General features: G+C 37.0%; 15 protein-coding genes. 11 read left to right on the forward strand and 4 right to left on the reverse strand.

What is annotated here, in order from left to right; translation table 11 throughout:
- Position 1: 1 nt before the first annotated feature.
- Positions 2-391, reverse strand: a complete 390-nt coding sequence (locus J7E67_RS15960) for a DUF7147 family protein (RefSeq protein ID WP_214715943.1) — start codon at positions 389-391, stop codon at positions 2-4.
- A gap of 410 nt (positions 392-801) precedes the next feature.
- On the opposite strand from J7E67_RS15960, the gene rsmD reads away from it, so the two are divergent.
- Both rsmD and coaD read left to right on the forward strand, forming a co-directional pair.
- Positions 802-1,362 (forward strand): 16S rRNA (guanine(966)-N(2))-methyltransferase RsmD, encoded by a 561-nt coding sequence (gene rsmD / locus J7E67_RS15965; RefSeq protein WP_214715944.1) that lies wholly within the window; start codon positions 802-804, stop codon positions 1,360-1,362.
- A 12-nt stretch (positions 1,363-1,374) separates the two neighbouring features.
- On the forward strand, positions 1,375-1,860 hold the full coding sequence (gene coaD / locus J7E67_RS15970) for a pantetheine-phosphate adenylyltransferase (protein WP_168242692.1): 486 nt from the start codon (positions 1,375-1,377) through the stop codon (positions 1,858-1,860).
- A 23-nt stretch (positions 1,861-1,883) separates the two neighbouring features.
- Here the strand turns inward: coaD and ylbJ are convergent, their stop codons facing one another.
- Positions 1,884-3,098, reverse strand: a complete 1,215-nt coding sequence (ylbJ, locus tag J7E67_RS15975) for a sporulation integral membrane protein YlbJ (RefSeq protein WP_214715945.1) — start codon at positions 3,096-3,098, stop codon at positions 1,884-1,886.
- A 235-nt stretch (positions 3,099-3,333) separates the two neighbouring features.
- On the opposite strand from ylbJ, the gene J7E67_RS15980 reads away from it, so the two are divergent.
- Positions 3,334-4,113, forward strand: a complete 780-nt coding sequence (locus J7E67_RS15980) for a patatin-like phospholipase family protein (RefSeq protein ID WP_214715946.1) — start codon at positions 3,334-3,336, stop codon at positions 4,111-4,113.
- A gap of 8 nt (positions 4,114-4,121) precedes the next feature.
- Positions 4,122-5,141: a SepM family pheromone-processing serine protease gene (locus tag J7E67_RS15985; RefSeq protein ID WP_214715947.1), complete on the forward strand. Its 1,020-nt coding sequence runs from the start codon at positions 4,122-4,124 to the stop codon at positions 5,139-5,141.
- 28 nt (positions 5,142-5,169) lie between these two features.
- Here J7E67_RS15985 and J7E67_RS15990 read toward each other — a convergent pair whose 3' ends face one another.
- A complete protein-coding gene (locus J7E67_RS15990; RefSeq protein ID WP_214715948.1) occupies positions 5,170-6,390 on the reverse strand; it encodes a nucleotidyltransferase in 1,221 nt (406 codons plus the stop codon).
- Positions 6,391-6,623: 233 nt separating this feature from the next.
- Here J7E67_RS15990 and J7E67_RS15995 point away from each other — a divergent pair, with 233 nt between their 5' ends.
- From J7E67_RS15995 to J7E67_RS16010, 4 genes are all read left to right on the forward strand, one after another.
- Positions 6,624-7,151 carry a YceD family protein gene (locus J7E67_RS15995; RefSeq protein WP_168242697.1) on the forward strand — a complete coding sequence of 176 codons (528 nt, stop codon included), beginning with the start codon at positions 6,624-6,626 and terminating at the stop codon, positions 7,149-7,151.
- 83 nt (positions 7,152-7,234) lie between these two features.
- Positions 7,235-7,408, forward strand: a complete 174-nt coding sequence (gene rpmF / locus J7E67_RS16000) for a 50S ribosomal protein L32 (RefSeq protein WP_026566356.1) — start codon at positions 7,235-7,237, stop codon at positions 7,406-7,408.
- Between the two features lie 285 nt (positions 7,409-7,693).
- A complete protein-coding gene (locus tag J7E67_RS16005; protein ID WP_214732353.1) occupies positions 7,694-8,473 on the forward strand; it encodes an enoyl-CoA hydratase/isomerase family protein in 780 nt (259 codons plus the stop codon).
- A gap of 82 nt (positions 8,474-8,555) precedes the next feature.
- The gene (locus J7E67_RS16010) at positions 8,556-9,185 is read left to right on the forward strand and encodes an RsfA family transcriptional regulator (RefSeq protein ID WP_214715949.1); all 630 of its coding nucleotides are present in this window, start codon (positions 8,556-8,558) and stop codon (positions 9,183-9,185) included.
- A gap of 34 nt (positions 9,186-9,219) precedes the next feature.
- On the opposite strand, the gene J7E67_RS16015 is transcribed toward J7E67_RS16010, so the two are convergent.
- Positions 9,220-9,696, reverse strand: coding sequence for an N-acetyltransferase (locus J7E67_RS16015; RefSeq protein ID WP_168242699.1), 477 nt, complete (start codon positions 9,694-9,696; stop codon positions 9,220-9,222).
- 227 nt (positions 9,697-9,923) lie between these two features.
- Here J7E67_RS16015 and J7E67_RS16020 point away from each other — a divergent pair, with 227 nt between their 5' ends.
- The 3 genes from J7E67_RS16020 (at position 9,924) to J7E67_RS16030 (ending at position 12,859) form a co-directional block, all read left to right on the forward strand.
- Positions 9,924-11,447: an acyl-CoA carboxylase subunit beta gene (locus J7E67_RS16020; RefSeq protein ID WP_214732327.1), complete on the forward strand. Its 1,524-nt coding sequence runs from the start codon at positions 9,924-9,926 to the stop codon at positions 11,445-11,447.
- A 117-nt stretch (positions 11,448-11,564) separates the two neighbouring features.
- The gene (locus J7E67_RS16025) at positions 11,565-12,467 is read left to right on the forward strand and encodes a 2-dehydropantoate 2-reductase (protein ID WP_214715953.1); all 903 of its coding nucleotides are present in this window, start codon (positions 11,565-11,567) and stop codon (positions 12,465-12,467) included.
- Complete coding sequence (locus J7E67_RS16030; protein WP_214732328.1) at positions 12,464-12,859, forward strand: DUF3397 domain-containing protein; 396 nt, start codon at positions 12,464-12,466, stop codon at positions 12,857-12,859. The genes J7E67_RS16025 and J7E67_RS16030 overlap by 4 nt, the downstream gene beginning before the upstream one ends.
- Positions 12,860-12,881: the final 22 nt, after the last annotated feature.

Raw genomic sequence — 12,881 nt, forward strand, 5'->3', positions numbered from 1 at the left:
CCTATTGTAATGGAAGTAAATAATGATTAAGACGGAGAATGCCGATTAAGTGCTGGTAATACAGCTCTTTTTCATAAAAAATGGTTGACGGCTTAACAGATAGCTCATGTATTTGCTTACCATGTTTTACAGCAGTAGAAGCAAAGATATCATACCTCTTATTTGATATGAATTTTGGGTTTGGAATACCCTCACGACAAATATATAGGGCTTGAAATTTTCCAGGGTCTGTTGGCTTTAATACGACAACCAATGAGGTTCGTTCCTGATCATCAATCTTTGTGTGCAGTGCGAGCATATGTTGAAGACGGTGTTGGTTTGCATTTGTAAGCTCAATCAGTTCATATATATCTGAATATCCTTCTCCTAATTCAATAAAACGCTGGATCAATGAAAACTCTCCTTTAAAATGGCTTAATTCAAGAATACTCTATCACTAATTTCCGATCTTTTGAATAATAAGTAAAAAAAAAACCTGCAGAAAATTCTGCAGGGTCCTTCCACATCCTCATAGAGGATAGAAGGCAAAGGGAGAGGAGAAACCGGAGGAAGAACTTATGGGGAAACGTAAGTCTTCTCCGCGGTTGGCAACAACATCCTCGAATTGATGTTGTTAATTACATTATTTCCACAACCTAAAAGCTTATACGTACTTTCGAATAAATTTTCCTGATGAAAGAATCATTTTTTGTAAATCATTACTCAAATGAAAAGATATTCACTTACTAATTGTCTACTTTTTGTATATTATGGTAGGATGGATTAAGAAAATTATTTCTGAAAAAATGTGGTGATATGGTAGTGAGAGTGGTTTCAGGGATTTGCAAAGGTAGACCTTTGAAAGCTGTTCCGGGTAATACAACGAGGCCGACAACTGATAAGGTAAAAGAGGCTTTATTTAATATGATTGGTCCTTATTTTGATGGCGGCATTGGATTGGACCTATTTGCTGGAAGCGGTGGATTAGGTTTGGAGGCACTTAGTAGGGGATTGGATAAAGTTATTTTTATTGACCGAGAATTAAAGGCCATTCAAGTGATCCAGGAAAATATTAAAGCTTGTAAATTTGAGGACCAAACGGAAGTCTATCGCAATGATGCCGATAGAGCATTAAAGGCTCTCATAAAAAGAGAAATCTGCTTTGATTACATATTTTTAGACCCGCCGTACAAAAAACAACAACTCGTCAGTTTAATGGAAAAAATGGATAAACAGGATGTAGTAAAAATAAATGGATGCGTTATCTGTGAGCATAGCTTCGATGTTGAATTACCAAAATCATTAGGGCGGTTTATCCAAATAAAACATGAAAAGTATGGAATGATCGCGGTAACTATTTATATACGAACAGATATTGAGTGAGGGGGAGTCAATTTGACAAAAATAGCCGTTTGTCCAGGAAGCTTTGATCCAATTACATATGGTCATTTAGATATTATTAGAAGAGGTGCCAAAGTATTTGATACTGTCTATGTGAGTGTATTAAACAATTCATCTAAAAACCCGTTATTCAGTGTTGAAGAGCGAATGAATCTAATTCAGGCTGTAACAAAAGATCTTCCTAATGTTAAGGTAGATGTCCATTCTGGCTTACTTGTTGATTATGCAAAGGCTGTTAATGCTAATGCTATCATCCGTGGATTGCGGGCAGTTTCAGATTTTGAGTACGAAATGCAAATCACTTCGATGAATAGAGTGCTTAATGAAGATATCGAGACCTTTTTTATTATGACCAATAATCAATATTCCTTCTTAAGCTCCAGTATTGTAAAAGAAGTGGCAAAATATAATGGGAACATATCAACGCTCGTCCCACCAATTGTTGAAAAAGAATTACAAAAGAAGTTCAAAAAACAATAAAAAAGAGCTTTGCCAGCTCTTTTTTATTGTTTTTTTACGCGGGAAAACAAAATTAGCACATACACAAAAAGGGAGAAAATGGTGATAAGCGGACCAACTTCCATCATTTTATGATAAAAATGATCTCCCCATGAACCGTCTTCAAAAAAACTAACAGGTAAAGCGTTAGAAGGCTGCTCTTGATTATTGAAACGCAAGTAAACTGGCTTCCACAAAATCAATGCAAACAAGCTTGCAAATATACCTTGAAGGATTCTTGCAATAAAAAATGGTTTAAATCGGATATCTGTTTGTGCCAGGATGCTTGCAACCTGTGCTTGGACACTAAATCCACTAAATGCCAGGATAAAGCTGGTAATCATTGCTTTTTGTAATAGAGTAGCATCTTGAACCAGGCTCGTTAGTTGGCTGCCTAATGTGATTTCAAATAAACCAGATATAAATGGAATGCTTAACATTTCAGGGAAAGACAATGAGGATAACAAGATCTCCACTGATTTTGCAAGTGTCGCTGTGATATGTAAATGATAAAGTAATTTGTTAATCACAGAAAATAAAATAATAAACCCGCCAACCATTAATAAAGTTTGAATAGAAGAATTAACTGCATCACCAAGAAGTTTACCAATTGGTCGATTATCTTTTAATCTTGTTTGATGCAAAGCGGATAAAGCCAATCGGATTTTGAACTTTTTATTTTTCTTACTAATTTCGTCAGGGGATTCATTCCCATAAAAACGCATGATTAATCCAACACAAATATTTCCTAAATAGTGGGCTAATGCAAGAATAACACCTAAATGAGGATTATAGAAAAAACCTACAGATACTGCCCCAAAGATAAATAAAGGGTTAGAAGAATTTGTGAAAGAAACAAGTCTTTCAGCTTCAATTCGTGTTAAGTGGCCTTCCTGACGTAATCTTGCGGTAAACTTTGCTCCAGCGGGGAATCCTGAAGCCATACCCATCGCCCAAACGAACCCTCCAACACCAGGTACCTTAAAGAGAGGCCTCATTAATGGCTCCAATAATACGCCGATAAATTTGACAACCCCAAAGCCAATTAACATTTCAGAAACAATAAAAAAAGGTAATAGGGATGGAAAGACAATTTCCCACCACATATTTAGCCCTCGTATAGAAGCGTCTAAGGACTCTTGAGGATAAGAAATAAGGGAGGCAGCTAAAATAGTGACGGATATAGATAAAAAAATAGTTTTTAGTTTGGAACGAAACAATGAAGGAACCTCCTTCCGAGAGGGATCGATGAAACTGTGCAATCAATTAATTGAATGGTAAAATAAGAAATATTCTTATCCTGACTTGTCCTCATATAAAACAAATATACTCATAGAACGTTTATTTAGACCATAAGATTGAACGAGATTTCTTATTTCTGTGGATTGGCTTCGGGAAGTCCTGTCTGTTAAGAAGAAAAAATATCTAATAGTTTTAAATAGGAGGTCTTTAGTAATGGAGCACCCTAAAATAGGCTTGGCGCTTGGTTCGGGTGGTGCACGCGGGTTTGCTCATTTAGGAGTCATAAAAGCATTGAAAGATGCTGAAATTCCGATTCATCTGATTGCAGGCAGCAGCATGGGGGCGCTGGTTGCAAGTTTTTACGGGGCAGGAATTGACATGGATCGGTTATATAAATTATCCACTGCTTTTAAAAGAAAATACTTTTTGGATTTTACTGTTCCGAAAATGGGATTTATCTCAGGAAAAAAAGTAAAGGAATTTATTAAGGTTTTTACTCATGGAAAAAACATTGAGGACTTGTCCATTCCAATAGGTATCGTCGCAACTGATTTATTGACGGGGGAAAAGGTTGTTTTTCAAACGGGCCCGGTTGCTGATGCTGTAAGAGCAAGTATTTCCATCCCGGGGATTTTTGTTCCAGAAAAATATAATGGGAGAATCCTTGTAGATGGTGGTGTATCTGACCGTATTCCTGTTTCTGTGGCTAAAGAGATGGGGGCGGATATAGTTATCGCAGTTGATGTCTCCAGGGTGAAACGGAACGCAGAAATTACCTCAATTTACGATGTGATTATGCAGAGTATAGACATTATGCAAGCGGAAATAATTAACAATAGAGAGATCGCGGCCAGTGTAATGATTCGACCCCCTGTTGAAATTTATAGTTCACGAGCCTTCACAAATATTGATGAGATCATTAATCTTGGTGAGGAAGAAGCGAAAAAACATCTAAAGCAAATAAAAACCGTGATTGAACAGTGGAAGGGGTAGAAATTGCGATGCGCAAAAAATTATATATAGGTTCTGCACTAATCGTTGCCATTTTTTTTATCTGGGGAATGTTCTATTCATTGCCTTATTATGTTTCAAAACCTGGAATGGCGAAAGAACTTGGACCAATCATTATGGTTGAAGGCGGCGATAAGGATAAAGGTAATTTTATGCTTACAACAGTTAGAATGGGTAGAGCAAATATTTACTCCTATTTAGAAGCAAAGATACGAAATTATGAAGAACTTTATCCATTAGATATGATTTTAAATAAAAAAGAAACAGAGGAAGAATACAATGCAAGACAGCTCCATCTGATGGCTGGCTCAAAACTTAATGCAATAGAAGTTGCCTACCGTAAGGCGGGATTGCCTGTAAATTATAAATATAAGGGGATCTATGTCATGCAGGTGATTCCAGAAATGCCTGCGGAAGGAAAGCTTTCCACGGGTGACCGAATTTTTAAAGTGGATGGGCAGCAATTGCCTTCTTCGGAAAAATTTATTGATTACGTAAGCAAAAAACAAGCTGGGGATAAGGTGAAATTAACCTACTTGCGTAATAAAAGTACAAAGACTGTTACATTAGAACTTCAGCCTTTTAAAGAGAATCCTCAAAAGGTGGGGATAGGGATTTCTCTAGTGGACGATAAAGAAATAGTTGTCAAGCCAAAGGTTAAGGTAAAGACAGATGAAATTGGGGGACCATCTGCTGGATTCATGTTTTCATTAGAAATCTATAACCAGTTAACAGAAGGAGACTTAACTAAGGGCTATCAAATTGCTGGTACCGGGACGATCGATGTGGATGGAACAGTCGGACCTATTGGAGGAATTGAACAAAAAATCGTAGCTGCTGACAAGGCTGGGGCGGAGTACTTTTTAGCTCCTAATGAAAAAGGGATAAAGAATTCCAATTACCGGGATGCTGTTAAGACTGCAAGGGACATAAAAACCAAAATGAAGATCGTTCCAATTGATACATTTGACGACGCAGTTAGGTATTTAGAAAAGCTAAAGGAAAAATAAAAATGATGGTGCGTCTGCATCATCATTTTTATTTTTCCTGTATATAAATTGGCGGTTGCTCAAATTCCTGCCGAAGCATTTTGTTTTTTAAATGACTAGGAATCCCTAGAGAATAAATCCGAGCTGCCTTAATATCAAGGTTTATTTCTTTTTCTTTAAATGAGGCTAGTTTTGAAATAAGGGGGAGACTAAGGTGAGACTTCTTCTTATTTAAGTATTCCCTGCCTATACTGGTCATTCCTAAAAGTCTTAGATAAGAGGCTTTTTCCGAGTGTCTCGTCATTTCCTCCTTTTTTGTGTTCGTTAAAATATGAACACATAACCTTTGCAGCCTTGTCCATGTATATCTTTTTGTTTTAATTTGCTGCATAAATTTATGAAAGTTATCAGTTACAAGAGATGCTGCTTGAAGTCGGTTCTCAAGTCCCTCCTCCATCTCATAAATTTCCCTGAGTTCACTTGGACTAGAATGAATCAAGCGGAATTGAAGGTAGCTCCAATAATTTTCCCATTGGTGAAATCCCTGAAATTGTTGTACATACTCTTTTAATAAAAGTTTTGTTTGCTCTGGTACATATTGATTAATTTCTGCTTGGCTTGCGTTATCTGTAAAAATGGCTTTACGAATACTCGTCGCACTTGCAATTGTTGCAGAAGCAAAATGTTCATCGTGATAGTCAGCGTTTTTTCGTGGGATTGTCATCGGACTGACTGAACTCTTTTGTCGTTGGATTGCTTTTATGTATTCAAGGCCAAGAATATTATTTGGCTTTGCTAAATCCAAATAATTATTTGCATTAGGCAATTGTTTAAAAGCTAAGGAAAGGGCTTTAGGATAGCTGACACCAGTATCTAAGTGCCATCTGATGTTTTCATTAAATGAGTTTTGCTGATCTTTTAAGTAATCGATAGTTTGAATGAAGGAGGATAAATCCCCACTTTCACTGCCAAAACATAGAGAGTCGCAGCCGACTGCATCTAAAATTGACACAGCACCGTTTGCGAACGTTTCCGCTTTCTGAGTAGCGAAGCGATAGGGAAGCTCAAAGACTATATCTACTCCATTAAGCAATGCCATCTTGGTGCGCTGCCATTTAGAAACAAGTGCCGGTTCCCCGCGCTGTAAAAAGTTTCCGCTCATTACTGCAATGACAACATCTGCCTCTGCAGCCTCCTTTGATGCTTGTAAATGAAAGGCATGTCCATTATGAAAAGGGTTGTATTCCACTATTAATCCTACAGATTTCATTTATTTTCTCCCTTTTTTTTTAAACTACTAACATTATATCAATAATGTAAGGAAACCAATCAAATTATATGATAAGATATTAAAGATGTTTGCAAATAGCTTAACTGGTTAAACTAGTATAGGAAACCTATATGAGCGATTGCTTTTTATCACCTGACGGGGTGTAAAGAAAAAACATTGACAAAAAATTTATCGAAGGCTATAATTACCTTTGTTGCCTTGGGGTGATTCAATTGAAATGGACATTAAGTCAATTACAAAAATATCGAAACAAGGATTTTATGATTGATGAGATGGTTCGTGTGGATGAGATCAAACAAGATGATCCAACCATCCGAGAAGTTTCTCCGATGCATATTACTGGTCGGGGAGATATCGATTCAACAAAAGTGACATTCCATTTAAAAATCGAAGGTTACTTAATACTTCCTTGTTCTCGTACTTTAGTGGATGTAAAACTTCCAATTAATGTCGAAACGACTGAAACGTTCCTCTTGCAAGGTTCAGTTTATGAAACTGAAGAGGAAGCATATCAAGTAAATAGTGATGTGATTGATGTTATGCCAATCCTTCGAGAAATTCTTTTACTTGAAGTTCCAATGCAAGTTTTTTGTGACGATGTTAATCATGAAGATGCTGCTCCACAGTCTGGCAAGGATTGGGAAGTTGTTCATGAGGAAGATCAATCTAAAAAAATGGATCCGAGACTTGCTGGTCTCGCAAAGTTTTTTGACGAAAACAATTCTTCTTCCGAATCATAATCGACAAATCTAAGAAGCAAAGTGAAGAACCAGAATTCCTGGCCTTCATTACTTTCTTAATACTCTTTAAGGAGGTGGGAAGAATGGCTGTACCTTTTAGAAGGACTTCTAAAACTGCAAAAAGAAAACGTCGTACTCATTTTAAATTAAACGTACCTGGTATGGTAAGCTGCCCAAACTGTGGTGAAATGAAACTTTCACACCGCGTATGTAAAGCTTGCGGAACATACAAAGGAAAAGACGTAGTGAACGACTAATTTTAAGGTAAGATAGAAAGCACAAGGGTGTTATAGCCCTTGTGCTTTTGTCGTTTTAAGAAAAATACATACTATATCCCTTTATCAATTGGCTGTGTTAAAGCTAAATGTTGATTTTTCACAATCTGTTGATTGGAGCGGAATGCGCGAGACTCCTGCGGGAGTACGGGGCAGGGGAGACCCCGCAGGAGCGAAGCGACGAGGAGGCTCCCCGGCACGCCCGCGAACCGCACGCGCATGGAGCGGAAATCAACAGACAAGTTTAACACAGCCTATCAATTAATAATGAAAGGTTGCGACATTTTGTCTTATTCCATTGAAAAACAGGAAAAGGGTTATTTATTATTTACGATTAATAGAAGTGAAAAAAGAAATGCTATTAATTTTGACGTGATGGAAGGCTTAGCTGAGGCGATAAAAAGAGCCTCAGAACCAGATATAAAGGCACTTGTGATTACTGGAAAAGACGATCGGGCTTTTTGTTCGGGAGGAGATTTATCTGTTTTTCATAAGCTTCACACAAAGGAAGAAGCGTACCCAATGCTTTCTAAAATGGCTAATATTCTTTATTCGCTGCTAACCTTAGCGGTTCCAACCATGGCTCTCATAAATGGAACAGCTGTTGGCGGCGGGTGCGAACTTGCAGCAGCTTGCGACTTTCGTATTGCGCGAGAAGGTATAAAGGCAGGGTTTGTACAAGGCAAGCAAGCGATAACAACAGGCTGGGGTGGAGGTTCAATTTTAACAGAAAAGTTCCCAGTCTCAGCTGCTATGAAGCTTTTAATGGAGGCTGAACTGCAAACAGCGTCATTTTTAAACGAAATTGGTTTTATAGATGCTTTGTATAGGGGTAACTCTCTTAAGGCTTGTGAAGCATACCTTGAGAAAATGTTAACAAATGATCGAAGTGTGCTGAAATCCTATAAAATGCTTTGGGTTAGAAAGTGGGAGGAAACTAATTTGCGTGAAAGAATAGAGGAAGAGGTAAGAAATTGTTCCTTATTGTGGGAAAGTGATGCCCATCATCAATATGTAAAAACTTTTATAGGGAAAAACAATGAATAAAGATTAAAACACCGCTTTTGATTAAGTCTATCTTTTCTAGTAGATGCATATGTATTATAAAAACACTAGGAGGGATGATTTAATGTCACCAACTCGACAAGATGCATGGTCCCAAGACGAAGACTTGTTGCTTGCTGAAGTTGTGTTACGGCACATCCGTGAAGGCGGGACACAGCTGCAAGCGTTTGAGGAAGTAGGGAAGCAGCTTATGCGTACCTCTGCAGCCTGTGGCTTTCGATGGAATTCATTTGTTAGAAAACAATATAAATCAGGAATAGAGCTTGCCAAAAAGCAGCGTAAAGAGTTGAAAAAGCAGCCAGTCTCGAATGAAGTAGAGACTATTCAGGAAGAAGTTAAAGTAGAAAGCGTTCCTTCACCAAAAGGAAATGTGCCAAGCAGCACAATTACGTTTTCGGCTGTTATTCAATTTTTAGAGGGTCTCCATCAAAAAGCGCAAGTTTCATCCGATTTTGAAGCAGACAGGAAGAGGTCTTTTGAAAAAATCAAAGAGTTGGAAAAGAAGGCATTCTATTTAGCTGCAGAAAATGAAAGATTATCCAAAAATTTAAAAGCAATCGAAGAGGATTATCGATCATTAATTGAAATTATGGAAAGAGCTCGAAAAATGGTCGTCCTTCAAGATGAGGACCGACAACAAAAGGTAAAATTTCAAATGGATAAAAACGGTAACCTTGAAAGAGTAGAAAAGTAGAAAAAGCGGACCTAATGTCCGCTTTTTCATTTTTTTAATTATGATGTTGTGGTTCGACGCCTTTAGGATACCAAACCAATGGATTTTCTCCACGGTCACGCTCCATATCGTATTCTACATTGGCAAAGTCCATTTTTTCCCAGAAACTCCTTGATTGAACTCTAGGGTTCGTTTTAATCGGGAGACCAAAGTTCTTCGCAAATTCTACAAGCACTTTGCCATACCCCTTACTTTGATAATCAGGCAATACCTCGAGCTTCCATAGTTCTAAGTAATTTTGCGGCGGATAGAAGTAGCGGTCAAATTTTGCATCAATTTGATATAAACTCATTCGTGCTACTAGTTTGTCCCCGAAATAAATTCCGTAGAATGGTGAGTCGCTATTGTTATCAACCATATTTGCTTCAAGATCTTCGAGCATAGACAATTCTTGAATCCCATATTCTTTAAACTTTTTAAACTCTTCTAGTGTTTTAAAGTTTACTTTTAGTCTTTCCACTTTAATTGCCATAGTCGACCTCCTAAATATGAAAACCTCATAATCTTGTATATATTCATTTGTTCCTGAATAACATGATATGAAATTAATTTTGCATTATTCAAATGAATTACCTTTATTATATAACAAAAACTCAAAAAATTCTTCAAATAAGTTCAGATAGCGTTTTCAAAGATTGCAGGAAATTTAGAAAATGATGATGAAACATATTAACGGACGTTTTTTGAGGAGGAAAATTATTGAAAAATCAATTGAACGAGAACCGTAAAATAATTGAATCCGGCGGACAACCAAAATATCATGAGAAGGCTAAACAGCAAAAAAAGCTCTTTGTTCGTGAGCGTCTTCAATTATTGCTTGATGAAGGAAAATACGAAGAAGATGGTAAATTCGCCAATTTTAAGGCTGGTGACCTTCCTGCAGATGGTGTCGTAACAGCGATTGGTAAAATTAAAGGTCAGACTGTCTGTGTCATGGCAAATGATTCAACAATTAAAGCAGGGTCATGGGGAGCAAGAACGGTTGAAAAAATAATCCGTATTCAAGAAGTAGCGGAGAAATTAAAAGTTCCGTTATTTTATCTGGTCGATTCAGCAGGAGCAAGAATAACAGATCAATTAGAAATGTTTCCAAATCGACGAGGTGCGGGAAAAATTTTTTATAATCAAGTGAAGCTTTCCGGGATGATTCCCCAAGTATGTATTCTGTTTGGCCCGTCCGCTGCTGGTGGGGCTTATATCCCTGCATTTTGCGATATTGTTATTATGGTTGATCAAAATGCTTCGATGTATTTGGGATCACCACGTATGGCAGAAAAGGTTATCGGCGAAAAGGTAACGCTTGAGGAAATGGGCGGTGCCAGGATGCATTGTTCTGTCAGCGGCTGTGGGGATGTTCTCACTTATAGTGAGGAAGATGCGATTGAATCAGCTAAAAAGTATATCAGTTTCTTTCCAAGCAGTTTTAAAGAAAAACCAAGAATGACTGAAGGCGCAGCAGCGAAACAAGGCCGTGAACTAGAAGCGATCATTCCAGAAAACCAAAACGCACCGTTTGATATGTATGAATGTATTGATAGACTTGTGGACCAAGATAGCTTTTATGAAATTAAAAAATTATTTGCCCCAGAATTGATAACGGGATTAACTAGAATCGATGGAAGAGCTATTGGAATTATTGCTAATCAGCCAAAAGTAAAAGGCGGCGTTTTGTTTGTTGATTCCGCTGATAAAGCTGCAAAATTTATTCAGCTTTGCGATGCTTTTCATATTCCGCTATTATTTTTGGCAGATGTACCTGGTTTCATGATCGGAACAAAGGTTGAACGTGCAGGAATTATCCGTCATGGGGCAAAATTAATTGCTGCTATGAGCTCAGCAACTGTTCCGAAAATATCTGTAATTGTTAGGAAAGCTTATGGTGCTGGTCTTTATGCGATGGCAGGTCCCGCTTTTGAACCTGATTGCTGCATCGCGTTGCCGACCGCACAAATTGCCGTTATGGGTCCAGAAGCCGCTGTCAATGCGGTCTATTCAAACAAAATTAATGAAATAACCGACCCGAAAGAAAAAATTGCTTTTGTCCAAGAAAAACAGAAAGAATACAAAGAGCATATCGACATTTACAAGCTTGCTTCAGAGCTTATTATCGATGAAATCGTCGCTCCGTCTGAATTACGAAATATACTTATTCAACGCTTTGCTTACTATGAAACGAAAGAATTAAATTTCAGTGTGCGTAAGCATCCGGTTTACCCCGTATAATTTTATAGACCCTATTCGGCGGTTGTCGAATAGGGCTTATTTTTTCTAATCTTTCTAACAAACTATCGACTGCATCTGATAAAATATGGGTAACGATGACTAAAAAGAGGGGTTACCATGAGGGTTGGAATTATAGGTGCTGGATCAATTGGCTTATTATTTGCCGCTTATATTAGTAGGGTGTTTGAGGTTACGATATACTGCAGATCAACAGAGCAAACATCTGAGATAAACAAAAATGGAATCGTACTAAAGAAAAAAGGAGAACAAACGATATCCTTTGTACAGGCCCTGCCAATTACAGAGTGGAAGGGAGTAGAGGATATAACAATTATCGCGGTCAAACAGTATCATCTTTATCCAATTATTGAGAAAATAAATCAATTACAGGTAATTCCTAACAATCTATTATTTTTACAGAATGGCATGGGGCATTTAAAACAGCTTGAAACAATCCCGTTTACTAATATTTATGTGGGATCAGTGGAGCACGGAGCCCTTAAAGAAAATTCATATACTGTATCCCATAATGGTGAAGGTATAACTAATGTTGCTGTTTTCAAGGGAGATACAACACTTTTGAGTGAATTTGTTTTTTCAGCACCAAACGAATTTCCACTTGTTCTCAAAGAGGATTACTTTCAAATGCTGCAAAATAAATTAATTGTCAACGCAGTCATTAATCCATTAACGGCAATTCTTCATGTTAAAAATGGCGAATTAATAAATAATCAATACTATTTTCATGTATTAAAAAATTTATTTTCCGAAATTTCTACGGTATTAAATTTGAAAAATGCTGAAGTACATCAACTACAAATTATTGATATATGTAAAAACACCTCCGAAAACCGCTCCTCCATGCTTAGGGATATTGAAGCGAACAAAATGACAGAAGTAGATGCAATCTTAGGGTATATTTTAGAAGAAGCACAATTTAAGGAAATGACCGCACCTCAGGTTGAGAACCTTTATTATTTAATAAAAGGGAAAGAAGTGTTAAAGGAGGCGAACTCTTGATTACTTTTCTATCCTCCATAATATCTATTTTCTTCACTTTGCCATTTTTAGGATTATTCATCGTTTTTTTTATAACAAAACTGGTGACAAAAAATACTCGAAAATCTGTCCACATGGCACTTGATTATACAACGATTTTATTTATTATTTCCGTTCATTTTTTAATCGCTACTATTTGGGGTAAATCACTTTTTTGGTTAATAATACTAATAATGATTTTAATTGCGATGATTTTTGTATTTGTTCATTGGAAGGTAAAAGAAGAAATTGTTTTGAAAAAAGTGATGAAGGGTTTTTGGCGTTTTAATTTTATCCTTTTTCTCCTTGCATACATCACCTTAACGCTATATGGATTAATCCATCGTGCATTAATATTTACCTTTTCCAACTGATTTCAAGCCAAAGTTTTTTTCA

The organism is Bacillus sp. ISL-46 (assembly GCF_018613205.1).